A 26,349-nucleotide genomic window follows, 5' to 3' on the forward strand; every position below is an offset into this window, starting at 1 on the left:
CCTCGCACGCAGCACCCCCGCACGCTTACCGGCACCACCGCATCACGGCACACGCACACCCGTCTGCCGCACAGCACCACGGCACACGGACCCCGTCCGCCCACCCGAGGGAGCCAGATTCGATGAACCGCCGAAGCTTTCTGACCGCCGCCACCGCCACCGCGGCCCTCACCTGTGCGACCCCCCTCACCGCCCACGCCGCCCCGGCCGTGAACGCCGACACCGAAGAGCGGCTGCTGCGGCAGTGGTTCGCCGCGACCTACCGCTCCATGGAGGCGATGACCACCGAACTCGGCCTCGCCGCCGACAAGATCGACGTCAGCGGCAGCGGCACCCCCGTACCCTCCGCGCAGACCTCGCCGACCAACATCGGCTGCGGCCTGTGGTCCACGGTCGCCGCCGCCGGACTCGGCGTCATCTCCGCGACGGCCATGCACCATCGCCTCGACCGGGCGCTGAGCGCCGTCGAACGTCTGGAGCGGGCCCACGGGTTCTGGTTCAACTGGTACGACGCGCACGACGGTTCCCTGCTGACCAGCTGGCCCGAGACGGGTGATCCCGTCCGCCCGTTCCTCTCCACCGTCGACAACGCGTGGCTCGTGACCGGGCTGCGCGTCGCCGCCCACGTCGACCCCGCGCTGCGCACCCGCGTCGCGGCGCTCCTCGCGGACGCCGACTGGTCGTACTACTACACGCCCTACGACGCCATCGATCCGGTCGCCGGTCCCGGGCAACTGCGCGGCGGGTACTGGCCGGACAAGCCCGGCAAGGGCGAGCCCACGGGACATCACTACGGCGCCCTCAACACCGAACCCCGCATGGCCAGTTACCTCGGCATCGCGGACGGCTCCCTGCCCGGCGAGCACTACTGGCACCTGTTCCGGACCCTCCTGCCGGGCGCGGGCCAGGAACAGGAACCCGGAGGCGAGTACACCGAGATCGACGGCGTGCGGGTCTGGGAGGGCCACTACACCTACCGAGGGCGCGACCTCGTCCCCACCTGGGGCGGTTCGATGTTCGAGGCGCTCATGGTCCCGCTCTTCGTGCCCGAACCGGAATGGTCCCCGGGGTCCTGGGGCCTCACGCACCGGCGTTACGTCCGCAGCCAGATCGAACACGGTCTGGCCGAGGAGGGATACGGCTACTGGGGCTTCTCCCCGGCCTCGATACCCGACGGCGGGTACCGCGAATACGGTGTCGACGCCATCGGCATGCAGGAGGACGGCTACCACTCGCTCGGCGTCGTCACCCCGCACGCCTCCTTCCTCGCCCTCCCGCAGGCACCCGCCGAGGCGCTCGCCAACCTCCGTGGCCTGGACCGCGACTTCGGCGCTTACGACGACCGCTACGGCTTCCGCGACTCGGTCGACGTCACCACCGGCCGCGTCAGCGACTTCGTGCTGGCCCTCGATCAGGGCATGATCACGGCCGCGCTCGCGCAGCGGCTCCGGCCGGGACTGCTCCAGACCCCCTTCCGGACCGGCGGATTCGCCTCCCGTGTAAAGCCGTTGCTGCGCAAGGAGCGGTTCTCGATCTGACAGCCGTTGACCAGCCGTCAGGACGAAGGGGCGCGGCGGCACGGTCCCTGTCGGGCACGGGGCCGGTGGTACACGGTGACCACCGGCCCCCTGGAGCGCTCGCCCGACACGGCCACGCCCTTCGACGCGGAGGCGTCGCCTACTTCTCCGCCGCCCGGAGACGCTGCGCCGCCGTGTCACCGCGTCGCCCGACCGGTACGACACCGGTCGCCGCGGCGAGTCCGTACGCGGGCATGTCGACGTACACCGATTCGTAGGAGCCCGCCGGGACGATGAACGTCTCGTGCCAGATGCCCACATGACCCTTCCCGGCGCGCGCCCGCCGGTTGAACGCCGTCCAGGCGGGCCGGTGCTCGTGGTCCTGCTGATGTGCGTAGGCGAGCAGCCGCTCCTTGTCGGACCAGTACTGGACGACGTAGAAGTCCCGCAGGCCGCCGTAGAGCACCTTGTGGCCGAGAAGCCCGCTGCCCTTCTCCTGGGACAGCTCGCGCAGCATGCGCGGCATCGACATGAAGGCCGGGAACCAACTGGAGAACGCTCGCAGCCGGTTGATCCGCAGCCCGATGTGGAAGACGACGACATCGCCCTCGGCGGCGGCGGTGTTGCGTCCCGGAATCACTTTCTCGGACATGACACTCCTCTGGTCCTCCTGGGGGCGACGCGGATCAGGGCCGGGCAAGCGTGCGGAACTTCGCGCGGATCGCCCAGTAGTGGATCGCGAGGCCGATGCCCCAGCCCACGATCGACCACAGGGGCCAGAAGAAGAGGTCGGGTGTGACCACGCCCCACACCACCACCTGGGCCACATGGGCGACGACGTACCAGAACAGGTGGATCCGCAGGCCCCACCTCATGGCCTTCTCGCTCTTCTGCATGTTCTCTCCCTGGGGTCTTGAGATCGATGCGCGCGCTCGCGGTCGCGGACGGCGCCGGCGGAGCCACTGAAGCCGTTACGCCCGCTCCGACTCCTGCTCCTGCGCCCGCTCGGCGGTCTCGGTCGCGGCGGTCTCGATGAGCGCCACCGTCGCGCCCGGCCGGGATACGAACACCATGTGCGAGGCGCCCTCGACCAGTTGCGCCTTCGCGCCCGAGCGCTGGGCCATGAACTCCTGTGTCACCGGCGGGATGATCCGGTCGGCGCCGCTGATCAGGTTGTAGCTCGGGATGGTGTGCCACGCCTGCGGACCGCTCGCGGGCTCGCCCAGAGCGGCGCCGGTCGCCGGGCGTTGGGTGATCGAGTACAGGGCGGCTTCCCCCGCCGACACATCGGCGGCGAAATGGGGGTGGAAGACCTTCGGGTCGATGTACAGGTCGACCTGTCCGTCGGGCAGCGGCACCGGCTTCAGGGACTCTCCCACGGTGCTGCCCGGGAACTTCTCGACCAGCGCCTGCGCGCTCTCGCCCGTCTCCGGCACGAACGCCGCCAGGTAGACCAGGGCCCTCACGGCCGGATGGCCCGCGGCGGCGGCGGAGACGACCGCACCGCCGTAGGAGTGCCCGACGAGCACGATCGGTCCCTCGACGCTGTCCAGCAGCGCCTTGAGGTGGGCCGCGTCGTAGGAGAGCCCTCGCAGCGGGTTCGGCGCGGCGACCACTGGATAGCCGTCGGCGACGAGCCGCTTGGTCACGGCGTTGAAGCCACTGCTGTCGGCAAAGGCTCCGTGCACGAGCACGATCGTCGGTTTCCCGCTCACCATGGACCAACCTCTCCTTCGGATGACGACCACTTCTTCGAACAGGCTCGGCGCCAAGCTAGGGCGCGGCACTGGACGGGAAGGGAATGCGGCCGGGACCGGCATCCGCGTGGTCTTCCCTGGCCGTTCAGTCGACGTACAGCCGGTCCGGCGAGTCTGGGCGCCTCGGAGCACACAGGACTTGGGGGTGCCGATGGTGGCGGACGACGAGGAAGCCGATGTGGTGGTGATCGGTTCGGGTATGGGCGGCCTCGCGGCGGCGCGCGCCCTCGCACAGTTCGGCGGGAAGCGCGTGCTCGTCCTCGAACAGCACTACACGCTCGGCGGGATGACGCACGAGTTCTCCCGCGCCGGGCGCTACCGGTTCGGCACCGGACTGCACTACATGAGCGCGAACGCCGGCCCGTTCCTCGGATTCATGACGGACGGCAGAGCGCAGCTCTCACCCCTGCCGGACGACTACGACGCCCTGCATTTCCCGGAGTTCGACTTCGCGATACCCGCCACGAAGGAACGCTTCCGGGCACGGTTGAAGGAACACTTCCCCGCCGAAGCCGCCGCGATCGACGGCTTCTTCCGGACCACCCGCCGGGCCATGGCCGGTCTGACGGCACGCAACGTCTTCGCGTCCTTCCCCTCCGGCGTACGCAGGGCGGGCGCGCCCGTCGTGGAGCTGCTCTTCCCGTCGGCGTACCGGTCCCTGCGGGACCAGGTCGCCCGCAGCTTCCGCGATCCGCGCCTGCGGGCGGTGCTGACCGCCCGATGGGGGCTCTACGGCACCCCACCCACGTCGAGCGCGTTCGGCTACCACGCCGCCGTCCCTCTGACCTACTTCATGGAGGGCACCGCACACCCCGTGGGCGGACCGCAGGAACTCAACCGGGTCGTGCTGGAGATCCTGCGACGCCACGGCGTGGTCCTGCGCCCCCGGCAGCGGGTCCATGAAGTGGCCGTGGAGGCAGGCAGGGTGGTCGGCGTCGACGTCGAGGACACCGCCTCCGGCCGTCGCTACCGGGTCCGGACCGACACCGTCGTCTCGGCGGCCGGGGTGCGCAACACCTACGCCCTGATCGGGAGGAGCGGCGAACTGGCGGAGCTGCCCGAGGAACGGTCCGCGGTCATGCTGTTCCTCGGACTGGACCGCTCCCCGGCCGAGTTCGGACTCCGCGGCGAGAACCACTGGTTCATGCCGGACCTCGACGAGCACGACAGCGCTCCCCGCCCACCCGGGGAAGGGACGCTGTACGTCTCCTTCGCCTCGCTCAACAACCCGGCCGCCCGCTTCCACACCGTGGAGCTGCTGGAGCTGGTCGATCCGAAGGTGGTAGACCAGTGGCGCGGCACGCCGGAGAATGAACGGCCTGACGGCTACCGGACGTTCAAGGACGACCTCACGCGTCGGATGATCGCGCGCCTGGACGCGCGCTGGCCCGGCTTCCAGGAACGCGTCGTCTTCGCCGAGTTGGCGACACCGCTGTCGTTCGAGACCTATCAGCACAGCGTGCGCGGTTCCTTCTACGGACTCGCGGCGACCCCGCGACGACTGCGCTCGGCGCGCGCGGGATGCCGTACGCCGGTCAAGGGTCTGTTCGTCGCCGGACAGGACGCCTGGGGTTCCGGCGTGGTGGGGGCGCTGGCGGGCGGGCTGATGGCGGCGAACGCGGTCCTGAAGCCACGCCAGCTCGGGACGATGTGGCAGACCATCCGCGCGGGCGGCGCACCCCGGGACCCGGCCACGCCCTGGGAGGGCTACCTGCGCGTGGCGGGCGTCGAGGCCCTGACCCCGACGGTCCGCAGGATCCGCCTCGCACCCATGGACGGGGACGTGATGCCGTTCTCGTTCGCCGCCGGGCAGTACCTGAAGGTCGAACTCCCCGTCGCCGTCGAGCCGATCGAACGCTCGTACTCGCTCTGCAGCGGTCCCGGGGAGAGCGGCTTCGTCGAGATCGCGGTGAAGCACGAGCCGGACGGGCTCGGCTCGGGATTCCTCCACGAGGACCTGGAGGCCGGCCTGGCGCTGCGCGTGAGCGGCCCGCATGGCGAGTTCACATGGCAGCCCGATCCGAAGCCCGAGCCGAAGCCGAAGCAGAATCCGGAGACCGGTCCGAAGCCGAACCCGGAGACCGGTCCGAATCCCGGACCGGGGACCGAGCCGGAACCGGGCGGAGAGGCGGCGGAGACTCTCCTGCTCATCGGCGGAGGCGTCGGCATCACCCCCTTGATGAGCGTCCTGCACGCGGCGGCCGACGCGGGCCACACGGGGCCGATCGTCCTGCTGGCGAGCCACCGGAGCGCGCGGGAGGTGCTGTTCGAGGAGGAGCTGCGGGCACTGCGTACCCAACTCCCCGGCCTGGAGGTGTCGGTGTTCGTGACCGACCGGCAACGGCGCATCGGATACGACGAGTTGCTTCCCCACGCGGGCCCTGCCACCCGGGTGCACCTGTGCGGGCCGGCACCGATGATGCAGGACCTGATCGGCCGCCTGGCGGAACTGGGGGTGCCGCGCGAGGCCATCCGCACCGAGGCGTTCGTGTCGGGCCGGAGCAGGGAGACCCGCCGGGAGAAGGCCCATGCCATCGCTGTCGCCGCCGCGGCGGCCGGTGTCACCGCGTTCACGATCGAGACGGAGAGCGGTGACGACCCGGCGTTCCCTTGCGGCCCCGGGCAGTCGGTCCTCGACGCGGCCAACGCGGCCGGCGTCGCGCTGCCCCAGTCGTGCGGCGAGGGCGCGTGCGGCACCTGCCGGGTGCGGGTGGTCTCCGGCGCCCACGAGACCGACGACCGCGGGATGTTCTCCGCCGACGAGTTGGCGGCGGGCTGGCGGCTGGCCTGCCAGACCTTGCCGGCCGAGGACCTGGTGATCGGCCGGTAGGGGCGGGACGGCAGCGGTTCCCGGCGTCCCCGGAGGCATCGCCTGACCGCCGTCTTGATCCATGGACCCGGGCCGCGGACCAACCGTAAAGTGGCTACGCCGCAGCCGAATTCGTGGTCGGCCCGTGAGTGGGGGTAGGGGTGGGCATGGCTTCCTCCGGCGGACAACTGCGTCTGCAGATACTCGGCCCGTTGCGGATCTGGCGGGACGGCGTCGAACTGGACCCCGGGCCTCGGCAGCAGTCGTATCTGCTGGCGATCCTGCTCGCCCGCGCGGGCAGGCCGATCAGCACGAGCGAGTTGGTCGACCTGATCTGGGGCGAGGACGTCCCGGCGTCGGCCGTGAACATTCTCCAGAAGTACGTCGGCGCGCTGCGACGTCTGCTGGAGCCGTCACGGCCCGTCCGCGAAGCCGGATCGTTCCTGCACCGTCGTGGGAACTCCTACCTCTTCGCCCCCGGCCCCACCTCGTTGGACCTCGTCGCCTTCCGGGAAGGCGTCGACGCGGCGAGGGCCGCCCTGACCGGGCACGAGCGCGAGGCGGCGCTCGGCCACTACGTCTCGGCCCTCGGGCTCTGGCACGGCTCGGCGGGCGACGGGATCGCCGACGGCATCGCCGACGGGACCGCCGCCACGACGGTCTTCGCCGCTCTCGACAACGAGTTCTACGACGCGTGCACGGCGGCGGCGGAGCTCGCCGTGTCGGTGGACCAGCCGGAGCGGGTGCTCACCGCCCTCCAACTGGCCGCCTCGATGGGGCCGTTCAACGAACCCGTGCTGGCCGCTCTCGTCGGTGTGCTCGGCGCGACGGGGCGCCAGGCCGAGGCGCTGGCGGTGTTCCGGCAGGTCCGCGACCGGCTCGCCGACGAGCTCGGCATCGACCCGGGCCCGGCACTGGAGGACGCCCAGCAGCGGATCCTCACGCAGCCCCGCGCGTCGCCGCCCGTGCGGGAAGAGGCCAGGACGGTCGGGCGGGCCGCGTCGGCCACCTTGATCGGCCGGACCGAGGAACTCGCCACGCTGCGGCACCTCGTGGAGCGTGCCCTCGCGGGCGACACCGCGATCGGAATCGTGGAAGGCGAACCGGGCGCGGGCAAGACCCGGCTGCTGGAGGAAGCCGCCGCCGTCGCGGGCGAGTTGGGGGCGCTCACCGTCTGGGGCTCGTGTCTGGAGGGCGACGGGACACCGGCGATGTGGCCGTGGGAGCAGGCACTTGACCGGCTCGTCCGCAGCCTGCCCGATGCGGCGGCCGAGCAGTGGCTCACCGGCGGACTGGCCAGCCTCCTCACGGCGCGCGACGACTCCACCCGTGAACTACCCGACGGCAACGCTCAGTTCAGACTGTTCGAGCAAGTCGTAGCCCTCGTCCGACAAGCCTCCGCGCGGCGCCCGACACTCCTCGTCCTCGACGATCTCCAATGGGCCGACGCCACGTCGCTGCAGTTGTTGCAGCACCTCACGGAACGACTGCCGCACGGCACGGCGATCGTCGGCGCGCTGCGGGACCGTGCCCCCACCGTCGGTCCGGTCCTGTCCCGGGTACTGGCCGCTGTCAGCCGGCGGCCCGGTCATCGCAGGTTCCGCCTCGGCCCGCTCGCCCCGGCGCACGTCGCCCAACTCATCCGCCACGAGGCCGGTCAGGACCCCGGCGACGCGGTCGCCCGCGCCATCCACGCCCGTACCTCCGGCAACCCGTTCTTCGTGCGCGAACTGTCCCGTCTCCTCACCGGAGCCGGCGCGATCGGCGACCACGAGAACGACGGTGACGGCGAAAGCGGCGCCGAGGGTGTCACGCCCATGCCGCTCGGCGTGCCCTCCACCGTCCACGACGTCGTCCGCGACCGGATGTCCGGGCTCGACGACCGCGCCCGCGCCCTGCTCCAGGTGGCCGCGGTCATCGGCCGCGACGTCGACCTCAGGCTGCTGTCCCGCGCCACCGGTGTGGGCGTCGCGGACTGTCTCGACCGCCTGGAACCGCTGCACACGCTCGGGCTGCTCGAACCCGGGCCACGGGACCCGTCCTCGCTCCGCTTCGCGCACGACCTGGTGCGCGAGTCGGTCTCGGAGACCGCGACGCGACAGCAGGCCACCCGGCTGCACCTGCGCGTCGCGGACGCCCTCGAACAGATCCACGCCGACGACGAGGACGTCGCCGAACGCCTCGCCTACCACCTGTGGGCCGCCGGGCCCCTGGCCGAGCCCGTTCGCGCCGCGCAGGCGCTCATCCGCGCCGGTCGCCGCGCGGCGGCCAAACTCGCCTTCGAGTCCGCCCATCGGCAACTGCACTCCGCCGTCCAGCTCACCCGGGCCTCCGGACTCATGGAGCTGGAGTTCTCCGCCCTCACGCTGCTCGCCATCGTCGTCCGACGACAGGCGGGCTACGACGCCTCGACCTTCGACCTCCTGGACCGGGCCGAATACCTGGCCCGCACCCTCGGCCGGGAGGCGGAGGCCGCCGACTTCCTCTTCATCCGCACGATGGGCGCCTACACCTCCATCGAGCAGGGCCGCGGGGAACTGGCCCGCCGACTGCACGAACTCGGTCAGGTGTCCTCCGATCCCGCCGTCCGACGCTACGGCCGCCACACCTGGGGCCTGCATCAGTGGGACATCGGCAACATCGGCGAGGCGTATCGGACCCTCATCAAGGAGGACACGACCGCCGTGGGCGGCGCCCTGGCACCGGACGAGGAGACGCCGCTGCGGCGGGACGGCGGCATCCCCGGCGAGGGACCCGGCTGGCGGGCCGTCATGACGGCGCTGCACGGCGACGTCGACACGGCGCTCGCCTTCGTCGACACCTGGGACACCCCGGGGGACCCGTACGCCGCCTCGGTCTGGGTCTACTACACGACGATGATCGCCTCCATGGCCGGGGACGCCGAAGCGGCACGGCGCGCCGGAGAGCGATGGGCCGCCGTCGGCTTCGTCCGTCTCGACGCCCACATCGACCACTACATACGGCAGTTCTGGTGCTGGGCGCGCGCCCTCACCGGCGAGGACCCGGCCGGCGCCGCTGCCGAGGCCGAGGAAGCCCTGGTCGCCCACCTCCTCGATCCGCCCCAATGGGGCGTCGCCTACCACTGCGTGCTGATCGCCGAGATGTGGCTGGCGGCCGGAGCGCCCGATCGGGCCGAAGCCGCCCTCGACCGGGCCGACCAGGCGATCCGGGACCACGGCCAGCGGTACGCCGAAGGGCTGCTCCTGCTGCTCAGGGCGTGCCTGCTCCGGGCCCGCGGCGCACCCGTCACCGTCGTCCGGGCCGCCGCCGAACGCGCGTACACGCGATCCACCGCATGCGAGGCACACCTGTTCGCCCGCCGCGCCGAACGACTCCTCTCGGAATCCGGAGGCACCGCATGACCGCAGGCCCTGAGGGAGAGCGGGAGCGTCGTATGGCCACAGGTCGTGGGAGAGCTGGAGGTGTCGTATGACCACGGGTCCTGAGCGAGAGGCAGAAGCGCAGGCCGGGAGGGAGACCCGGAGGGAGGCCGGGAGGGAGGCCGGGCTGACGGCCCTGGCCCGCGGGCTCTCGGCCCCGAAGGGATTCGTCGACGCCAGCCTGGCCGCCCCCGTCCCCGGAACGATCAGCCTGCTGGGCGGCATCCCCGCGCCCGAGGCGCTCCCGGTCGAGGCGTTCGCCAAGGTCTCGGCCCAGCTGTGGCAGGACCCCGACGCCGCGCTCGCCGGCCTTCAGTACGCGAGGCCACACGGATCCGACGCCCTGCGCCACTGGATCGCGCGACGGGAAGGCGTCGACCCGGGCCGTGTCCTGGTGACGAACGGCGGTATGCACGGCCTCACCCTGGCGGTGCTGACCGTCGTCGAGCGCGGTGCCACCGTCGCCGTGGACGATCCGGTGTTCCCCGGCTTCCTCTGGGCGCTGGAGGTGTCGACGACGCGCATCCTGCCGGTACCGGTCGTCGCGGACGGCTTCGACGTCGAGCACCTCGCCCGGCGGCTCGCCGCAGGCGCCCGGATCGCCGCGGCGTACACCGTGCCCGACTTCCACAACCCCGCCCAGGTCAGCCTCTCGGCGCCGAAGCGGCAGGCGCTCATGGAACTCGCCGAGCGCCACGGCTTTCACGTGATCGTCGACAACCCCTACCGCGAGCTGCGCTTCGCCGGACAGGACCAGGGCACCGAGGTCTTCAACCGCTCGGACCGGGCGATCCACGTCAACTCCTTCACCAAGACCCTCGGCCCCGGCTGGCGCGTGGGCTGGCTGGTCCTGCCGGAGCACCTGGTGGACCCGGTGACCCGGCTGCGCAACCGCCTCGACGTCCACACGTCCTCGGTGACGCAGGCCCTGATCGAACGACTGATCACCGACGACGCCGACTGCTTCGACCGGATCGTGCGCGGCGCCACCGCGCTGTACCGCGAGCGCGCCGGTGCGCTCGTCGACGCCCTGCGGGAACAACTGCCGGGCGCCTTCGACGTCATGGCCCCCGAAGGCGGCCTGTTCCTCTGGCCGCGGCTCACCGACGACGCCGTGGACCCCGCGGCGCTGCTACGGCGAGCAGCGGCCCACGGAGTGATCTACCAGCCGGGCGAGTACTTCGAGGCAGAGCCCGGACGGGGATCGTCGGCACGGCACCTGCGGTTCGCCTACAGCGACCGCACACCGGCACAACTCCGCGAAGCCGTCGGCCGCTTGGCCCGGGCCTTCTGACGACGACGCGGACACACTCCCACACTTCACACCTGCCACCTCGCCTCACACCTGCGCTCTCACCTCACACCAGTTGCTTCACCGCGGATCTCCTGGAGGCGGCCCATGGCCGACGTTCGGCTTCCCCTGCGCGCACTCGTCCCGTTCTCCGCCGGATCCGTCGGCATGGGCATCTGGGTCACCGTGCCGGGCATCTTCCTGCTGTACTTCCTGACCGACGTCCTCGCCGTCCCACCGCACGTGGCCGGTCTCGCGCTCCTGCTGCCGAACATCGCCGACATCGTGGTGCACCCGTGGGTGGGCCGGTTCTCCGACACGTCCCTGGCCGGCGCGGGCCACCGCCGACGGCTCATGGCGGTCGGCTGCGCCGTGACGATCGCCTTCGTGGCCCTCTTCGCGGTGCCGTCGGACCTGCACGGAACGGCCGCCGCGACATGGGTCGCCCTGGCACTGGTCGCCGGCAACCTGCTCTACTCCCTCTACCAGGTCTCCTACCTCGCCACACCGGCCGACCTGGGCATCGGCTACCACGAGCGGACCCGCCTCATGGGCTACCGCAACGTCGTGATCACCGTCAGCGTCCTGCTCGCGGGCGTGGCGGCGCCTCTGGTCGCGGGAGACGATCCGGGCGTCGGCGACTACACGAGCATGGCCCTGCTGCTCGGCACGGTCATGCTCGTGGCGCTGCTGGTCGGCATCACCGGTGTCGCCCGCCTCAACCGTGCCGCGCCGGGCACCCCGGCCGCGCCCGGACGGCGGAGCGGGCTGCTGGTGGCGCTCCGCGACCGGCAGTTCCGTGCGCTGACCGCGTCCTATCTGACCGTCGCGATCACCATGAACCTGGTCCTGGCCGCCATGCCGTACTTCGCCGAGTACGAACTGGGCCGCGCCTCCCTCACCACCGTGCTCATCGCCGCGTTCATGGCGCCGGCGGTCCTGACCACGCCCCTGTGGGTCCTGGTGGCCCGGCGTCTGGGCAAGCAGCGCAGCCTGCTCGTCGCGCAGTCCGCCTTCGTGGCGGGCTCCCTGGTGCTGTCCCTCGGCGCCGCGGCCGGTCTGCCCCTGGTGATCGCGGCCGTGGCCGTGCAGGGTGTCGCGTTCGCCGCGATGCAGCTGATGCCGCTGTCGATGGTGCCCGACGTCATCGCCGCAGGACCGGCCGGTACCGCCGGCGCGGGCAGCTACACCGGCGTGTGGACCGCCGCCGAGGCCACCGGCGGTGCGCTGGGACCGTACGCGTACTCGGCCTGTCTGGCCATCGGCGGGTTCGTCGCCAGCAGCGCGGGAGAACACACCGTGCAGTCCTCCGGCGCGGTGGCTGCCGTCCGCTACGGCTTCACCCTGGTACCGGCCGTCCTCATGACGATCGCCATCGTGCTGCAACGCCGGTACACCCTGGACCGGCGCGTCCGCACGACGGCGCCGCGCGCCGAAGCCCACGAGAAGACGGCCGGGTGACGGAACTTCCAGTGAAGCGGCCCCGGCAGGGCGCCCGGATCCGTGTTCAGCGCCCGTCAAGTGACCGGCCCTAGGTTCAACCGTGTTCATCAGCGAGAACACCGGACACCGAAGGGCACTATCGATGACGACAACTCGCCGGGGGCTGCTGGCCGGATCCGCCGCGGTCGTACTGGGCGCCGCACTCGACGCGCCCGCCGCCCAGGCGCACACCCCGCAGGCGCACACCGGAAGTGGACCGAAGCCCACCGTGGTACTCGTGCACGGCGCGTTCGCCGACGCCTCCGGCTGGAACGGGGTCGCCTCCCGGCTCATCCGCGACGGCTATCCGGTCGTCGCACCGCCCAACCCCCTGCGCGGCGTGGCCTCCGACTCCGCCTACCTGGCCGGCATCCTCGCGACGCTCGACGGCCCGCTCGTCCTCGTCGCGCACTCCTACGGCGGGATCGTCGTCACCAACGCCGCGCTCGGCAACCCGAACGTGAAGGCGCTGGTGTACGTGGCCGCGTTCGTGCCCGACCGGGGTGAGACGCTGCTGGGCCTCCAGACGGAGTACCCGGGCAGCAGGCTCGACGAGTCGGCCCTGGACTTCCGCCCCTACGGCGAGGGCCTGGTCGACGGCTACATCAAGAAGGAACTCTTCCACGACGTGTTCGCCGGGGACCTGCCGAGGGCGACCACCGACCTGATGTGGGCCGGCCAACGACCGGCGGACGTACGGACGTTGGGGGAGCCGTCCGGCGCCCCGGCCTGGCGGACCGTTCCGTCCTGGTACCTCGTGGCCCGCGACGACCAGGTGCTGCCCGCCGCGGCGCAGCGGTTCATGGCGCGCCGCGCCGGCGCCCACACCGTCGAGGCCGGCACCTCGCATGTCGCGATGATCGCGCGGCCCGGGACGACCGCGACCCTCGTCGAGCGCGCAGCGCGCTGACCTGCCAGGCACCGACCCACCCGCCGAGGACGAGACGATGCATCAACGCGCCTACGACCGCCAGTGCACCGCCGAGGAACAACGGCACACCGAAGCGAAGTCACCCATCAGGAACCCGAAACCGACCCTGTTCGCCCTGGCGCTGGGCACCTTCGCCATCGGCGCCGGGGAGTTCGGCAGCAACGGCGTCATCCAGCTCTTCGCGGCTGACCTGGACGTGTCCGTCCCGGTGGCCACCTACGCGATCACCGCGTACGCCCTCGGCGTGATGATCGGCTCCCCGGCGATCACCCTGCTCGCCGCTCGCGTCAACCGGCGCACGCTGCTCCTCGGCCTGATCGCGCTGTTCCTGCTGGGCAACGGAGTCTCCGCCCTGGCGCCGGACATCACACTGTTCGTCGTCTGCCGGTTCGTGACGGGCAGCGTGCAAGGCGCCTTCTTCGGCGCCGGGGCCGTCGTCGCCGCGTACGTGTACGGCCCCGGCAAGGGCGGCAAGGCCTTCGCCACTGTGATGGGAGGACTCACCGTCGCCACCGTCGTCGGGTCACCGCTCGGCACGTTCGTCGGCCAGCACGCCGGCTGGCGCGCCCTGTACGGCACCGTGGCCGCCGTGGGCCTGCTCGCCGGAGCGGCCCTCTTCGCCTGGCTGCCGCGCACCGACGACCTGCGCGGCAGCTCCCTCAGCGGTGAACTGGGCGCCCTGCGGCGGCGGGGCGTCTGGCTGATGGTCACCGTCGCGGCACTCGGCGTCTCCAGCATCTTCGCCGTCTACACCTTCATCGGCCCGTTCATCACCGACGCGGCCCTGCGCGACGCCTCCCTCATCCCGATCGCACTCGCCGTCTTCGGCCTGGGCATGGCCCTCGGCAACCACGCGGGCGGACGCGTCGCCGACCGCTACGAGAGCCTGGGCCTGACCGCGGGGTACGGCGGTGCGCTCGCGTTCCTGGTGCTGATCGGCGTGGCGGGCGAGAACCTGGCGGTCCTGCTGCCCTGCCTGTTCGGCGTCGGCGCGACGACGATGTTCGCCATCCCCACCATCCAGGTCCGCCTCACCAGCTTCGCCCCCGACGCCCCGACCCTGATGGGCACGCTCAACCTGGCCGCCCTCAACCTTGCCAACTGCCTCGGCGCGATCGGCGGCGCGATCACCCTGGACGCCGGCTGGGGCACCCTGTCCACGGTGTGGGCCGGCGTCCTCCTCACCACCACAGGCCTCCTCCTGTACACGACGACGGTCACCCACATAAGGCCGACACCCGCCCCGGCCCACGCCGCACGGTCGAGCACACGGGCAGGCTGACTTGGTGATCCGCCCTTACCTGATTGACCGAGAGGACGGGGGACTGCACCGGATCGGCGTCCTCCCCGTGCGGGGCGGCCAATGGGAGGACGACTACCGCGTCCGTATCCGGGGACTGGCCCCACGGACCGCAGTGGACGACCTTCCCGACGAGATACGCGAAGTCGCCGCCGCACGAGGGCACATGCACTCCGTGCGCACGCTGCGGCGGAGGCTTCCGGCGCTGTCTCCTCGGCAGGCCCTCGCCTACGTCCGCGCGTTGCTGGACGGCGACGGCGTTGCACCGGCCGAACTCGTCGAGCCCTTCAACCCGGTGCCGGCCGCGAAGACCATCCGGGAGGGGAAGCCCTCAGGTGAGGGCGAGGGCGAGGGCGAGAGCGAGGAGTCGGAGGCCGGCGCACGGTGACAACCCAGCCGACGCGCCTGAGCGCTACGTCCTGACGGACTCAGCTCGGACACACCACCGGATCCCACAAGAGTGGCGAGGCCCTCGTGGCGACGCCGTTGTCAGTGCCTCCCGTTATGTTGCGTCGACCAGAAAGAGCCGGACTCCGGGGAGGGGCTTTGGGAGCCAAGACGGGACTGCTGGTGTACGCCGACGGCGGCATACCAGCCCTGCTGCGACACGTGGGCCGGGCGGACCACGACAAGACGACTGCCATGATGCGACGCCTGTATCCGGGAGCGGAGATCGAGGAGTGCGACGGCTCGACCCTCTCTGACGGCGTGTATCCCCCGAAGTCCATCGCCTACGCGGCCAGTTGGCCCGGAGTCGAGGTCATCGGCGATCAGCGGGTGATGATCGACCGTCCCTCCGAGCTCCCTGAGCATCTGGTGGCGGCCAGTGCGGGGCGGCGGCTCGTCCTGCACGCCATGCACAGTGTCGTCGACTGGCTCGCGTTCGCCGTGTGGGAGGACGGCCGACTGATCCGCTCGCTCAGCCTGTCCCCGGACAGCGGCATCCTGGAGAACATCGGCGAACCGCTCCCCTTCGAACTGCCCTACTGGGCAGGGGACCGTCCCGCCGACATCGTCCCCTGGCCCGGCGAGGAGGAAGAGCCGTACCCCCTGCCCTTCCATCCCCTGGACTTCGGCGAAGAAGTGCTACGGGCCCTCTGCGGCTTCGTCCAGGAGGGCATGCCGGACCCCGACGACATCGACGCGGACGCCATCAACCTCCACGGGTTCCACGTACACGACCCGCACGAGCCGGCTCCCGCCCAGCGCGCAGCAGACTCCTTGGGCACACCACGCTTCTACACACTGGCCCCGGACGGCTCCCTGATCGAGACCAACGGCCCTTAGCCCCAGCGACCTTGTCGACTTCGCACCGGCCCACGCTCCGCATCAGAGGTGCTGTTTTGCTGCCGCGACCAGTCGGCCGATGTCGTCGCGAGTGCGCACCCTGGCCTCGTCGAGTTCGGTTCTGCTGTCCGTCTTGGAGAGCGTCGTGATGTCGGCGAGAACGCTCTCCGCGACCCGGCTCAGCGTTTCGTCGTCCGTCAGCATCTGCACTCTGAACAGCGCCTCTTGGGCGTGGGAGCGTAGGTCGTAGGCGCGGATCCGTACGGTGTCGGAGTCTTCCGGTGGCGGCTGCTCGTGCTCGCAGAACCACAGATGCACCAGGCAGCGACGGTAGTTGACCAGTGCGCCCGCGTAGGCGGAGTAAGCATCGAGACGTTCCTGCCTGAGCTTCTCGCGCCGGGTCAACTCGTGGCTTCGGTCGACGGTGCGCTGCTGGAACGCCAGAGTGATCCCCGAGCCGAGCAAGGTCCCCAGGACGGCTATGCCGCTGGCGATGATGGTCTCCATGCCGCTCAGCCGATCATGGATCGCCCGTCGGCCGTGGGTAGATGCCCAGGTCGGGAAGGACGGCAGGGGCAGGCTCGGTCGCCGTGAGTCCCGATGCTGCCCGGGGCGGACTCCTCATCGGCGTCAACTGGAGCGGCCTGCGCATGGCCGGCTGGAGTCTCACCCCCGAAGCGGTCCTCAACCGGCCGGCCGCGGTTCGCGGGCGCACGCGGTGGTCGACGGAGCGCGCCGGCCGGTTGAGGTGGGGGAGAGCGTGGATGCCGTCCTGCGCGTCGGCCACGGACTGCCGTCAGCGGTACGTCTCTAGCCGGCCTCCGGCTGAGCCGTGTCGGTGGGCGCTCCGTCATGGGGCGCTTCCACAGGGGCAGTCGGAGCCGCGTCCCGTACGAACACCACCGCGATCACCGCCGCGACCGCGCAGAACGCCGCCGTGACGAAGAACGCGCGCTCGTAGCCGTCGACGAGCTGCCGGGTGCGGTCCGCCGCGGAGGACGGTGTGCCGTGGGTCGCGGCGACCGTCGTGAGGATCGCGAGGCCGAGGCTGCCGCCGATCTGGCGGGAGGCGTTGATGAGGCCGCTGATCATGCCGGCCTCGTGGGGGAGGGCTGCCGAGGTGGCCAGCGAGGTGTTGGACACCATGCAGAGGCCGACACCGACCGAGGCGACGAGCGAGGGCAGCAGGAAGCCGTCCAGGAACGTGGAGTTCTCGTCCATCAGCCCGAAGAGGAGCATGCCGAGCGCGCCGAGGGCGAGGCCCGTCGCCAGCACGGGGCGTGTGCCCAGGCGGGCGGTCAGCCGTCCGGACAGCATGGACCCGGCGATGGTGCCGATGCAGAAGGGCACGAACGCGCAGCCGGCGCGCAGCGGCGAGTAGTGCAGCACGTTCTGGAGGAACAGCGACGCGAAGTAGAACCCCGCGACGGTCGCCGCACCGATGAACAGCACCACGAGGTTCGCCACCCAGACCGAGCGGGCCCGCAGCATTCCGAAACGGACCAGCGGTTCGCTCGCCCCGCGCAGCTCCCACACCACGAAGGCCAGACCGGCCACGACGGCGACGACGAAGGACAGCCCCGCTCCGAGCGTGCCCCACCCGTGCTCACCGGCCCGGATGAGCCCGTTGACCAGGGCCGTCACCGCGAGCGTGACAAGGAACGCGCCCGGCACGTCCAGCCGCTTGATGCGTGCGGTGGCCGCACCGGAGAGGGACTTCCAGGCGAGGGCGAGTCCCAGGACGACGATGGGCACGTTCACGAACAGGATCCACCGCCAGGACAGCCACTGCGTGAGCAGCCCGCCCAGCAGGACGCCCAGCGCACTGGCCGCCGCGGCCACCATCGCCCAGGTGCCCACGGCCCGGGAACGTGCCTTGCCGGTCGGGAAGGCGACCATGATCACCGCGAGGCTCAGCGGTGCGAGCAGCGCACCGGCCAGCCCCTGTCCGGCGCGGGCGGCTATGAGCTGTCCCGGGGTCTGCGCCAGGCCGCCGAGCACGGAGGTGATCCCGAAGACGGTCAGACCCCAGAGCATGGCGACCCGGTGTCCCACGAAGTCGGCGAAACGTCCGCCGAGCAGCAGCAGCCCTCCGAAGACGAGGGTGTAGGCGTTCACGACCCACGACAGACCGCCGGGTGCGAATCCGAGGTCCGTCGCGATGGACGGCAGGGCCACGTTCACGACGCTGACGTCCAGCACGACCATCACCTGGGCGATACAGGCCGTGGCGAGCACCAGGCCCGCTCGCGGTGCCGCCGTCGTGTCGTCCCGCCTCCGATGTTCGGTGATCTCGGCTGAAAGATCGGTCACCGTCCTGCCCTCCTGTCCTGGCACGCCCGAGCGGCCTGCGATGCGAACACTGTACGCGTAAGGCTAACCTAACTAAACCGGCCGATGGGATGGTGAGCCGTTGGGGCGGTGAGAGGATGACGCCATGGAAAAGCCCCCGAAGAGCGTCGACGCGCGGACGGCACGGCGGTCTCGGGGAGTGCCGCGGTCGCAGCCGCGGCCGGGGCTGACGCCCGAGGCCATCACCCGGGCCGGGCGGGAGCTGATCGAGCGGGACGGGCTCGACGCGCTCAGCATGCGGGCGGTCGCCGCCGAACTGGGTACCGGCGCCGCGTCCCTCTACCGGCACATCGCCGACCGCGACGCCCTGCTGGTCGCGATCCTGGAGGACATCGCGGCCCGTCTGCCGGTGGAGGTTCCCGGGGCCACCGCGGGGGAGCGGCTGTTCAACCGGCTGGTCGGCGCCCATGACCGGATGGCCGAGCACGTCTGGGTCCTGCACATCCTCATCCGGGGCGAGTTCGTCGCCCGCAACGCCCTCCCCTTCAGCGACGCCTGCCTCGCCGACTTCCTCGGCGCGGGACTGGAGCCGCGTCAGGCCTCCACCGCCTACCGCGCCTGCTGGCACCTCACCATCGGTGAGCTCCTGGACGCCCACCCCCTCACCCCGCCGCGCCGGCCCAACCAGCGCGAACAGGTCATGGCGTCGGTCGACCCGGAACGGCTCCCGGCCCTCGCCGAAGTCCGTCAACTGGACCGGGACGAGGGCCACGACGGCCATGAGGGCCACGACAGTTATGCCGAGGCCCTCAAAGCGCTGCTCACCGCCCTTCTCCCCGAAAAGGACCGGTGACGGCCGAAGTCTCACGGGTGGCGTGGATCAGGCCGCCGATGACCGCGAAGAGAAAGAGGCAGACGGCGCTGAGTGCCCAGAGGACGGTTCGGAACGCGGACGCGTAGGAGTGCGCGAGGAAGTCGGTGAAGTCGGCTCGCGCGGTGGTGCCGATGGCGCTGCTCGGCGCGGCGAGGTTGCCGCCGGCCACGTCGTTCGCCACCGCCGTCGGAGTCCCGGCGCCGGGGAACGCGGCGATCCCCTCGCGCACGCGGGACGTCAGCGCGGTGGTGAGCAAGGAGCCGTAGACGGCGACGGCGATCGCCTCGCTGCCCAGGCGGAGCGTGTTGAGGAACCCGGCCGCCATGCCGGCCTTCTCCGGTGCGACGAGGCCGAGGGCCTGGCCGTCGACCAGCCCGGCGGACAGCCCCATCCCGGCGCCGGTGACGATCATCGGCACGGCCGCGAGCAGGATGGCCGCGTCCTCGCTGAAGAGAGTGAGGGCGGCGTCCCCCAGCACGAGACAGCCCAGACTGATGTGGATCAGGGTGAGCGGGGGGACGCCACGCGCCACGAGCTTGGCCGCGAGGACGGGGCAGGCCAGGACGGGCAGGGTGAGCAGGAGCATGACCAGTCCGGCGGTGCCGGTGGTGAGCCCGTGCACCGTGGTCAGGTAGCCGGGCAGGTACGTCAGGATCGTCACGAAGCCGAAGGAAGCGGCGACCGGGACGAGGCACAGCGCGAGAAACCGCCGGTTCGCGAGCAGGCCGAGGTCGAGCATCGGGTGGGCGAGGCGCCGTTCGACGGCGGCGAAGACGGCCAGGCTCGCCGCGGCCCCGGCGAGCAGGGACAGTACGCCGACGCTGGTCCAACCCCATTGCGACGCCTGTGCGATACCCGTGGTGAGCAGCAGCATCGCGAGGACGAACAGGGCGGTGCCGCGGACGTCGATACGGGCGCCCGTGCGCTGCGGCTCGGCCGTCCGGCGGGCGAGGGACGGTGTGGCGAGGAGCACCAGCCCCAGGACGATGCCGTGGAGTGCGAACACCCAGCGCCAGCCCGCGCCCTCCACCAGCACGCCTGACAGGGAGGGGCCGAGGGCGACGCCCAGCCCGGCCACGGTGCCGAACAGCGCGAACGCCTTCCCGCGCGCGGAGCCCTGGAAGAGGGTCGACAGGATGGCACTGCCGCAGGAGAAGATCGCGGCACCCCCGAGTCCGGCCAGGGCCCGGGCGATGTCCAGCATGATCACGTCGCCGGCGAGGGCGCTGGCCAGTGACGCCGCGGCGTAGGTCGCCGCGCCCAGGGCGAAGGCCCGTACCCGCCCGATGATGTCGGCGAACGAACCCCAGGCGAGTGTGAAGCAGGCGAAGGCCACGTTGAACGCGTTGACCACCCACTGCAGCGGCACAAGACCCGCGTGTGTGTCGGCCCCGATGTCGGAGAGGGCGACCGCGGTACCCGAGATCGAGGTCGGGACGACGAAGACGGCGAGCAGGACGGTCACCAGGGGCAACAGCCGCCGGTCCCCGATCGTCGCCGTCGCGCTCCTCGAGGTCTTGGCGTCATCAGGGGGTCCGCCCCCGGTGGCCTCATGGTCGGTCTGTGCGGACACGGGGGTGCTCCAGGTGCGTACGTACGGTCGAACGAATCAAGGTTCGTATTCTGTCGAACCTCAAGCTGTCACGGGGTGAAGGTACGATGCAAGTAGAACCATTGGGCGGACGGCAGGCAGGAGTCCACGCGATGCCCGATCCCGAGGGGCACCCCTCATGCGAGGAGATGGACCTGCGGGCGGTGATGCACGCCCTGTCCGACCGCCTGCGCTACGAAGTGATCTCGGCCCTGGTGCGTGAGCCGGAGGGCACCGAACGGCACTGCAGTTCATTCGGTCTGCCGGTCGGCAAGTCCACCCGCAGCCACCACTTCCGCATCCTCCGGGAAGCCGGCCTGATCCGGCAGGTCGACCGCGGGAACAGCCGGATGGCCCAACTCCGCAAGGTCGACCTCGACACCCGCTTCCCGGGGCTCCTCGACCTGATCGCGGAGAACGCGGAGAACGCGGAGAACGCGGAGAGCACGGAGAACGCGGTACAGGAGGGCGCCGGCGAGTGAGGGCGGCGGTGCACGAGGCCGGAACGGAGATCGGCCGCGGCCATCGACACAGGCCGGGCATCCGCCCTGTTCAGCGCCCCGCCGTCTCCTGCCGGGGCCCGTCCCCCGCCTCCCCGCTCGCGCGGCTGCTCGGTCCGCCGCGTGGCGCGTTGCCCGCGGTGAGATGTTCGAGCACCTCGACCAGTTCCTGGCAGGCGTTCTCCACCGAGCGGCGCGTGTTGCGCTGCTCGGTGATCACGGAGGAGAGCAACAGGGCGGTGAGGGCCATGGTGCCGTTGAACGCCTGGAGCTTGAGCATCACTTCGATCTGGTCCAGGCCGGTGAAGGGGCCGATCTCCTCGGTGGCGGCGATCGTGGCCATGACGGACGTGAGGAGCGCGCACAGCATGCTGCCGGCCAGCTGGAAGCGCAGGGCCGTCCAGATCAGCAGCGGATAGATGAGGAACAGCAGGCTGAGACCGCTGTAGGCGACCAGCAGGACGACACCGCAGGTGACGAGCGTGAGCCCGGTGGCCTCCTGCCACCGGGACATGCGCGGGGGCCAGCGTGCGGCGTGGAGCAGCAGCAGGAGCGGCGTGACGATCAGGACGCCCATCGCGTCACCCACCCACCACGCCAGCCAGACCGCCCAGAAGGCGTGGCCGTGCAGCCGGTCCGCGATCACGAGCATGGTGACGCCCACCGTGGAACTGATCAGCATGCCGGTCAGCGCCCCGACGAACACCAGGGCCAGACCGTCCCGCAGCCGGCTCAGGTCGGTGCGGAAGCCCACCGCGCGCAGCATGAGGTACGCGCAGACGGGCGCGGCCGTGTTGCCCACCAGGTTGCCGAGGACCTCGGGCCGCAGCGCCGTGAGATGCATGATCACGAGCAGCGAACCGAGCGCGATGCCGGGCCAGACGCGCAGTCCGAGGACGAGGAGCGCAGCCACCGCGATACCGGTCGGCGGCCAGATGGGGGTGAAGACCGCGCCCTCGACGGTGAGGTTCCGCAGGAGTCCGAGCCGTCCCGCGGCGTAGTAGCAGGCCGCGACGGCCAGGTTCTGGAGGGCGACGACACCGGTCCGGCGCAGATTCTCGGTACCCACCACGCAAGCCGCCACATACGCCATCAGACACCGGGGCCGCCGTTCCGGCGAGGCGGGAGGGCGGTCATGCCGCCCTACGGCTGATCTTCGTGCCCGTCCTCCGCGTCGTCGCCGTCGTAGCCGATGACGAGCACGGCGGCGTCGTCCTCGTGTCCGACCTGGTCCGCGCCCCGGATGACGGCGGCGGCCAGCGCACCGGCGTCCATGCCCGCCACGGCGGCGATCCCGGCGAGCCGTACGACCTGGTCCAGGCCCTGTTCGACCTCCATCGACGGCCCCTCCACCACGCCGTCCGTGAGCAGGACGAACACACCGCCCGTGGTGAGCCGGTACCGGGTGACGGGGTAGGTCATGCCGGCCTCGATGCCCAGCGGCGGACCGCCCTCGTCGCTCCCGATGCCGGACTTCCCGTCCGCCGTCGCCCAGACGCAGGGGATGTGCCCGGCCCGGGCGCTCTCCAGTAGGCCGGTCGAGGGATCGAGGCGCAGGAACGTGCAGGTGGCGAAGAGATCGGAGCCGAGAGACAGGAGCAGGTCGTTCGTCTGGGCGAGGAGCTCTCCGGGTTCGCTCGTCACGGAGGCGAGCGCGCGCAGGCCGACGCGTACCTGCCCCATGAAGGCCGCGGCCTCGATGTTGTGGCCCTGGACGTCCCCGATGGACAGCCCTATGCGCCCGTCCGGCAGATGGAACGCGTCGTACCAGTCCCCGCCCACGTTCAGGCCGTGGTGGGCCGGTACGTACCGCACGGCCAGGTGGTAGCGGGGCGCCGTGGGCATCTCGGCGGGGAGCATGCCGCGCTGCAGGGCGATGGCCAGCTCGACCTGGGACCGCTGGAGCTCCGCGTACTCGCGCGCCCGGGACGTCAGCGAGCCGAGCCTGGCCAGCAGCTCGTCGCTGTCGTACGCGGGGCCCTTGCGGGACATGGGTCGCTCCGAGGGATCTTCATCTGTCGTCGTGCATAAGCCCTAAGTGACTCATATCGGATGATACGGGCCTCTCGGTGTCGCCCGGAACGCCGGCTGTGGTGTGCGGCGTGCTGGAGGGCGGCCCGACGGGAACCGTTCGACGGGCCGCGAGGTCCCGGCACCTCGGAGCGAAGGGGTGCCGGGACCTGTGGCCGGGAGCGGACGGCTCAGCGTCCGTCGAGCCCCTTGTCGACCGCTGCCGTCAGCTCGCCGTCGGCCGTGTCGGCGTCCAGCGACCAGAACATCGCGCCGCCCAGACCCAGCTTGCGGACGTAGGCCGACTTGGTCGCCAGCACCTTCGGGTCGTCGTACGTCCACAGCGTGGTCCCGTCGAAGAGCCACGCGCTGCCGTTCCACCGGTCCCGGTGCACGGTGTACGCCCCCGAGGCGGCGAGGTTCTTGAGGACCTTGTAGTCCTCGGAGCCGTCCGCCCAGGTGCCCTTCGCGGGGCCGGTGGCCGGCTGGCCGAGTCCGTCGCCCCCGCCGCTCACGCCGGTCCAGCCCTGACCGTAGAACGGCATGCCGACGACGAGCTTCCGCGGCTGCGCGCCCCTGCGCACCCAGTCCCGCACGGTCCGGTCCACGCTGAAGTCACCCGGCGCGAACAGGGCCGACTGCTGGGCCGTGACGGCCTCACCGGACACGTGGTAGTCGTAGCCCTGGAGGTTCACGAAGTCGAAGTCCCGCATGATCCGCGGGATGTCGAACCCCGCGTCGATCGCCTTCGGCGCGGCCGGGACGAACGCCGTCAGGTCGTAGTGCCTGGCCTTCTTGCCGCGCGGGGCCTCGCTCTTCGCGTACGCGTTGAGCTGAGTGCGGAACTCGTGCACCAGCGCGGTGAAGTTCTTCCTGTCCTCGGGCCGGTAGACCGTGTCCGTGTCGCCGGGGGAGCCGGGCCACTCCCAGTCCAGGTCCACCCCGTCGAACAGCCCGGCGGCCGACCCCGCGCCGCCGCGCGCGCCGTCGGCCGGCAGGTTGCCCTTGATGTACAGGTCGATGCAGGAGGCCACGAACCTCTTGCGTGACGCGGGGGTGAGCGCGGCGTCGGAGAAGTGCGTGGACCAGCTCCAACCGCCCAGCGAGATCAGCACTTTGAGACCGGGGTGCTTCGCCTTGAGCTCGCGCAGTTGATTGAAGTTGCCGGCGAGCGCCTGCGTGTCGGTGTCGGCGACCCCGTCGACCGAGTTCTCCGCGTCGAGGGGGCGCACGTAGTCGGCCCAGGCGTCGGCCTCGCCCGGTACGTTGCCGGTGAAGCACTCTCCCGCGGAATTCACGTTGCCGAAGGCGTAGTTGATGTGTGTCAGCTTCGCTGCCTGGCCGCTCGTGTCCAGGTCCTTGACCTGGTAGTCCCGCCCGTACACACCCCACTGCGTGAAGTAGCCCACGCGCTTGCCGTACTTGGCGGTGGAGGCATGCGACTCGGCGGCGCCGGCCGTCCCGCTCGCCGGAGCGAGGACGGCCAGCAGGGACAGCGAACAGGTGGCGACGGCCAGTCTTCCCAGGGTTCTTCGCATGAGGGGGAACGTATTGGTATGGACCATTGCGGTCAAGGGGTGGGCTCGTTGCTGACTTGCCGTCAGATGCGCTGTCGTGCCCGGCGGTTCAGGCGCAGGGCCGAGACGAGGAAGAAGACGCCGCCGAGGAAGGCGTAACCGGCGAGGTTCTTCAGCGTCGCGTCGCCGCTCCCCGCCTGGGCGGCGAAGGAGGCGCCTGCGAGTGTGGAGATGGCACCGCTGATGATCATCGGCCACTGGCCGCCCAGGCTCCTGCGTACGGCGCCGGTGACGAGCTGGGTGATGCCCGAAGCGATGGCCCACGCACCCCAGACGCGCAGCACGGCCGGAATGTCCGCGGTGGCGGCGAAGGCCAGGCCGACGGTGGCGAGCGCGCTGATGGAGACGTTGACGTAGAGGGCCGTGGCCGCTCGTCCGCCGGCGTGGGCGGTCCGGAGGTCCGTGATCGCGGCGGCCATGTCGACGAGGGGGTAGAGGAACAGGAGCGTCATGCTCAGGGCGCCGAGATCGTCGGCGGTCGTCGCGAGGAGGCCCGCCCAGACGGTCGCGAACGCGAAGCGTCCCAGATAGAGCTTGCGCAGGGGCGTGGGTGCGTCGACCGGTGTGCTGCTGACGAGGGTGTCCATGGAAGTGCCCTTTCCTGGGCGCGGGGCGGGAGGGTGCGGGTGACCGTCCCACCGATGAGGGAGAACGTTCGGTCTCTTCGGATTCAACGGGACGCCGGGACGGGCTGTCAAGACCGAACGTTCTCCCTCGCCGTTTTGGTACGGTGGGCACATGAACAGCGGGACAGAGACAGCCGTCACCTCGGAAGCGCGCAAGCGGCTGCTGGAGACGGCGACGAGGATCTTCTACACGGAGGGCATCCACTCCGTCGGGATCGACCGGCTCACCGCGCAGGCCCAGGTCACCCGGGCGACGCTGTACCGGCACTTCGCCGGCAAGGAAGACCTCATCCTGGCCTATCTGCACCTGGCCGACCAGGGCATTCGCGGACAGGTCGGTGCCGCGCAGGCCGGCGCGGACTCGGCCGTCGACAAGCTCAGGGCCGTCGCCCGGTCCATCACCGAGGGCATCCGCTCGCCCGGCTTCCGCGGGTGCGCCTTCCTCAACGCGGTGGCCGAGTACCCCGATCCGGCGCACCCCGTCCACCAGGCCGTCCTCGCCCACCGGCAGTGGTTCCTCGACACCGTCACGGAGCTGCTGTCGCGGACCGGCGGGGAGCCGGCCGACGCGGCGGGCCGGCACTTCGTGATGCTGCGCGACGGTGCCATGGCGGCCGGATGCCTCTTCGACGCGGAGCTGGTCGGTGAGACCTTCCTCCAGGGCGTCGAGGGGATCTTGCGGGCCCGCACCGAGGCATCCGGCCGAGCGGCCTGAACTCCGTCAGTGCCCCGAACCCTCGCTGCCGCCGAGTTGGTCGCGGTGGCGGGGGTCGCCGAGGTACTTCTCCTCGTCGAAGACCGGCGCCGCCTTGACCTCGTCCCTGGACCAGCGCAGGTGGATGGTCCGGGCCGCGTGGTCGATGTCCGAGACGGCCTCGGCCGGGAGCACCACGTCCTTGCCCAGCAACGGGAGCCCGGTGCGCACCACCGCGTGATGCGGCCCGAGGTCCGCGGAACGCGCGCCGATCCTGCCGACGTCCCCGTCCACCGCACGCACGTGGTAGCCCGTGAGGTCGTTGTCCGGGGTGTGTCCGGCGGTCGGCACCTGGTCGGTCCTGAACTCGTTCACTGCGTCCTCCCTGTGGCTCTGGACCTCCGTCTGCC

General features: G+C 71.2%; 23 protein-coding genes. 12 read left to right on the forward strand and 11 right to left on the reverse strand.

All coding sequences use genetic code 11. The annotated features are described in order from the left end of the window. Positions 1-122 precede the first annotated feature (122 nt). On the forward strand, positions 123-1,538 hold the full coding sequence (locus ACIPSE_RS11010; RefSeq protein ID WP_401660359.1) for a glucoamylase family protein: 1,416 nt from the start codon (positions 123-125) through the stop codon (positions 1,536-1,538). A gap of 139 nt (positions 1,539-1,677) precedes the next feature. Here ACIPSE_RS11010 and ACIPSE_RS11015 read toward each other — a convergent pair whose 3' ends face one another. The 3 genes from ACIPSE_RS11015 to ACIPSE_RS11025 all read right to left on the reverse strand — a co-directional run bounded on the left by ACIPSE_RS11015 (position 1,678) and on the right by ACIPSE_RS11025 (position 3,235). Then, a complete protein-coding gene (locus ACIPSE_RS11015; RefSeq protein ID WP_401660362.1) occupies positions 1,678-2,169 on the reverse strand; it encodes a DUF4188 domain-containing protein in 492 nt (163 codons plus the stop codon). A gap of 34 nt (positions 2,170-2,203) precedes the next feature. Further along, entirely contained in the window at positions 2,204-2,413 is a 210-nt protein-coding gene (locus ACIPSE_RS11020) for a 2TM domain-containing protein (RefSeq protein WP_401660365.1), read from the reverse strand. 75 nt (positions 2,414-2,488) lie between these two features. Beyond that, a complete protein-coding gene (locus tag ACIPSE_RS11025) occupies positions 2,489-3,235 on the reverse strand; it encodes an alpha/beta fold hydrolase (RefSeq protein ID WP_401660368.1) in 747 nt (248 codons plus the stop codon). Positions 3,236-3,425: 190 nt separating this feature from the next. Here ACIPSE_RS11025 and ACIPSE_RS11030 point away from each other — a divergent pair, with 190 nt between their 5' ends. The 8 genes from ACIPSE_RS11030 (at position 3,426) to ACIPSE_RS11065 (ending at position 15,775) form a co-directional block, all read left to right on the forward strand. After that, positions 3,426-6,104: an FAD-dependent oxidoreductase gene (locus ACIPSE_RS11030; RefSeq protein WP_401661709.1), complete on the forward strand. Its 2,679-nt coding sequence runs from the start codon at positions 3,426-3,428 to the stop codon at positions 6,102-6,104. 146 nt (positions 6,105-6,250) lie between these two features. Then, positions 6,251-9,466, forward strand: a complete 3,216-nt coding sequence (locus ACIPSE_RS11035) for a BTAD domain-containing putative transcriptional regulator (RefSeq protein ID WP_401660371.1) — start codon at positions 6,251-6,253, stop codon at positions 9,464-9,466. A 67-nt stretch (positions 9,467-9,533) separates the two neighbouring features. Next, complete coding sequence (locus ACIPSE_RS11040; RefSeq protein WP_401660374.1) at positions 9,534-10,778, forward strand: PLP-dependent aminotransferase family protein; 1,245 nt, start codon at positions 9,534-9,536, stop codon at positions 10,776-10,778. A gap of 105 nt (positions 10,779-10,883) precedes the next feature. Next, positions 10,884-12,236: an MFS transporter gene (locus tag ACIPSE_RS11045; RefSeq protein WP_401660377.1), complete on the forward strand. Its 1,353-nt coding sequence runs from the start codon at positions 10,884-10,886 to the stop codon at positions 12,234-12,236. 124 nt (positions 12,237-12,360) lie between these two features. Beyond that, on the forward strand, positions 12,361-13,167 hold the full coding sequence (locus ACIPSE_RS11050; RefSeq protein ID WP_401660380.1) for an alpha/beta fold hydrolase: 807 nt from the start codon (positions 12,361-12,363) through the stop codon (positions 13,165-13,167). 37 nt (positions 13,168-13,204) lie between these two features. After that, entirely contained in the window at positions 13,205-14,470 is a 1,266-nt protein-coding gene (locus tag ACIPSE_RS11055) for an MFS transporter (RefSeq protein ID WP_401660383.1), read from the forward strand. A gap of 4 nt (positions 14,471-14,474) precedes the next feature. Further along, on the forward strand, positions 14,475-14,876 hold the full coding sequence (locus tag ACIPSE_RS11060) for a hypothetical protein (RefSeq protein ID WP_401660386.1): 402 nt from the start codon (positions 14,475-14,477) through the stop codon (positions 14,874-14,876). Between the two features lie 158 nt (positions 14,877-15,034). Next, positions 15,035-15,775: a DUF6928 family protein gene (locus ACIPSE_RS11065; RefSeq protein ID WP_401660389.1), complete on the forward strand. Its 741-nt coding sequence runs from the start codon at positions 15,035-15,037 to the stop codon at positions 15,773-15,775. 42 nt (positions 15,776-15,817) lie between these two features. Here the strand turns inward: ACIPSE_RS11065 and ACIPSE_RS11070 are convergent, their stop codons facing one another. Both ACIPSE_RS11070 and ACIPSE_RS11075 read right to left on the reverse strand, forming a co-directional pair. After that, positions 15,818-16,282, reverse strand: coding sequence for a hypothetical protein (locus tag ACIPSE_RS11070; protein WP_401660392.1), 465 nt, complete (start codon positions 16,280-16,282; stop codon positions 15,818-15,820). 303 nt (positions 16,283-16,585) lie between these two features. Beyond that, complete coding sequence (locus ACIPSE_RS11075; RefSeq protein WP_401660395.1) at positions 16,586-18,088, reverse strand: MFS transporter; 1,503 nt, start codon at positions 18,086-18,088, stop codon at positions 16,586-16,588. A gap of 124 nt (positions 18,089-18,212) precedes the next feature. On the opposite strand from ACIPSE_RS11075, the gene ACIPSE_RS11080 reads away from it, so the two are divergent. Then, a complete protein-coding gene (locus ACIPSE_RS11080) occupies positions 18,213-18,920 on the forward strand; it encodes a TetR/AcrR family transcriptional regulator (RefSeq protein WP_401660398.1) in 708 nt (235 codons plus the stop codon). On the opposite strand, the gene ACIPSE_RS11085 is transcribed toward ACIPSE_RS11080, so the two are convergent. Then, complete coding sequence (locus ACIPSE_RS11085; protein ID WP_401660401.1) at positions 18,889-20,514, reverse strand: MFS transporter; 1,626 nt, start codon at positions 20,512-20,514, stop codon at positions 18,889-18,891. The genes ACIPSE_RS11080 and ACIPSE_RS11085 overlap by 32 nt on opposite strands. Before the next feature lie 131 nt (positions 20,515-20,645). On the opposite strand from ACIPSE_RS11085, the gene ACIPSE_RS11090 reads away from it, so the two are divergent. Then, on the forward strand, positions 20,646-21,014 hold the full coding sequence (locus ACIPSE_RS11090; RefSeq protein ID WP_401660403.1) for an ArsR/SmtB family transcription factor: 369 nt from the start codon (positions 20,646-20,648) through the stop codon (positions 21,012-21,014). Between the two features lie 70 nt (positions 21,015-21,084). Here ACIPSE_RS11090 and ACIPSE_RS11095 read toward each other — a convergent pair whose 3' ends face one another. From ACIPSE_RS11095 to ACIPSE_RS11110, 4 genes are all read right to left on the reverse strand, one after another. Beyond that, entirely contained in the window at positions 21,085-22,104 is a 1,020-nt protein-coding gene (locus tag ACIPSE_RS11095; RefSeq protein WP_401660406.1) for an MASE1 domain-containing protein, read from the reverse strand. A gap of 71 nt (positions 22,105-22,175) precedes the next feature. Then, the gene (locus tag ACIPSE_RS11100) at positions 22,176-23,024 is read right to left on the reverse strand and encodes a PP2C family protein-serine/threonine phosphatase (RefSeq protein WP_401660409.1); all 849 of its coding nucleotides are present in this window, start codon (positions 23,022-23,024) and stop codon (positions 22,176-22,178) included. A gap of 209 nt (positions 23,025-23,233) precedes the next feature. Beyond that, a complete protein-coding gene (locus tag ACIPSE_RS11105) occupies positions 23,234-24,580 on the reverse strand; it encodes a glycoside hydrolase family 18 protein (protein ID WP_401660412.1) in 1,347 nt (448 codons plus the stop codon). Positions 24,581-24,642: 62 nt separating this feature from the next. Beyond that, the gene (locus tag ACIPSE_RS11110; protein WP_401660415.1) at positions 24,643-25,206 is read right to left on the reverse strand and encodes a hypothetical protein; all 564 of its coding nucleotides are present in this window, start codon (positions 25,204-25,206) and stop codon (positions 24,643-24,645) included. A gap of 151 nt (positions 25,207-25,357) precedes the next feature. On the opposite strand from ACIPSE_RS11110, the gene ACIPSE_RS11115 reads away from it, so the two are divergent. Next, entirely contained in the window at positions 25,358-25,960 is a 603-nt protein-coding gene (locus ACIPSE_RS11115) for a TetR/AcrR family transcriptional regulator (protein ID WP_401660418.1), read from the forward strand. A gap of 6 nt (positions 25,961-25,966) precedes the next feature. Here ACIPSE_RS11115 and ACIPSE_RS11120 read toward each other — a convergent pair whose 3' ends face one another. Beyond that, positions 25,967-26,314 (reverse strand): PRC-barrel domain containing protein, encoded by a 348-nt coding sequence (locus ACIPSE_RS11120; protein ID WP_401660421.1) that lies wholly within the window; start codon positions 26,312-26,314, stop codon positions 25,967-25,969. Positions 26,315-26,349 lie beyond the last annotated feature (35 nt).

The organism is Streptomyces sp. NPDC090106, from assembly GCF_044747265.1.
GTDB lineage: Bacteria > Actinomycetota > Actinomycetes > Streptomycetales > Streptomycetaceae > Streptomyces.

Excerpts from the sequence above, each read along its gene's own strand:
- ACIPSE_RS11010 (WP_401660359.1), top strand. The coding sequence starts at position 123 with ATGAACCGCCGAAGCTTTCTGACCGCCGCCACCGCCACCGCGGCCCTC.
- ACIPSE_RS11015 (WP_401660362.1), bottom strand. The coding sequence starts at position 2,169 with ATGTCCGAGAAAGTGATTCCGGGACGCAACACCGCCGCCGCCGAGGGC.
- ACIPSE_RS11020 (WP_401660365.1), bottom strand. The coding sequence starts at position 2,413 with ATGCAGAAGAGCGAGAAGGCCATGAGGTGGGGCCTGCGGATCCACCTG.
- ACIPSE_RS11025 (WP_401660368.1), bottom strand. The coding sequence starts at position 3,235 with ATGGTGAGCGGGAAACCGACGATCGTGCTCGTGCACGGAGCCTTTGCC.
- ACIPSE_RS11030 (WP_401661709.1), top strand. The coding sequence starts at position 3,426 with ATGGTGGCGGACGACGAGGAAGCCGATGTGGTGGTGATCGGTTCGGGT.
- ACIPSE_RS11035 (WP_401660371.1), top strand. The coding sequence starts at position 6,251 with ATGGCTTCCTCCGGCGGACAACTGCGTCTGCAGATACTCGGCCCGTTG.
- ACIPSE_RS11040 (WP_401660374.1), top strand. The coding sequence starts at position 9,534 with ATGACCACGGGTCCTGAGCGAGAGGCAGAAGCGCAGGCCGGGAGGGAG.
- ACIPSE_RS11045 (WP_401660377.1), top strand. The coding sequence starts at position 10,884 with ATGGCCGACGTTCGGCTTCCCCTGCGCGCACTCGTCCCGTTCTCCGCC.
- ACIPSE_RS11050 (WP_401660380.1), top strand. The coding sequence starts at position 12,361 with ATGACGACAACTCGCCGGGGGCTGCTGGCCGGATCCGCCGCGGTCGTA.
- ACIPSE_RS11055 (WP_401660383.1), top strand. The coding sequence starts at position 13,205 with ATGCATCAACGCGCCTACGACCGCCAGTGCACCGCCGAGGAACAACGG.
- ACIPSE_RS11070 (WP_401660392.1), bottom strand. The coding sequence starts at position 16,282 with ATGGAGACCATCATCGCCAGCGGCATAGCCGTCCTGGGGACCTTGCTC.
- ACIPSE_RS11080 (WP_401660398.1), top strand. The coding sequence starts at position 18,213 with ATGGAAAAGCCCCCGAAGAGCGTCGACGCGCGGACGGCACGGCGGTCT.
- ACIPSE_RS11090 (WP_401660403.1), top strand. The coding sequence starts at position 20,646 with ATGCCCGATCCCGAGGGGCACCCCTCATGCGAGGAGATGGACCTGCGG.
- ACIPSE_RS11100 (WP_401660409.1), bottom strand. The coding sequence starts at position 23,024 with ATGTCCCGCAAGGGCCCCGCGTACGACAGCGACGAGCTGCTGGCCAGG.
- ACIPSE_RS11105 (WP_401660412.1), bottom strand. The coding sequence starts at position 24,580 with ATGCGAAGAACCCTGGGAAGACTGGCCGTCGCCACCTGTTCGCTGTCC.
- ACIPSE_RS11110 (WP_401660415.1), bottom strand. The coding sequence starts at position 25,206 with ATGGACACCCTCGTCAGCAGCACACCGGTCGACGCACCCACGCCCCTG.
- ACIPSE_RS11115 (WP_401660418.1), top strand. The coding sequence starts at position 25,358 with ATGAACAGCGGGACAGAGACAGCCGTCACCTCGGAAGCGCGCAAGCGG.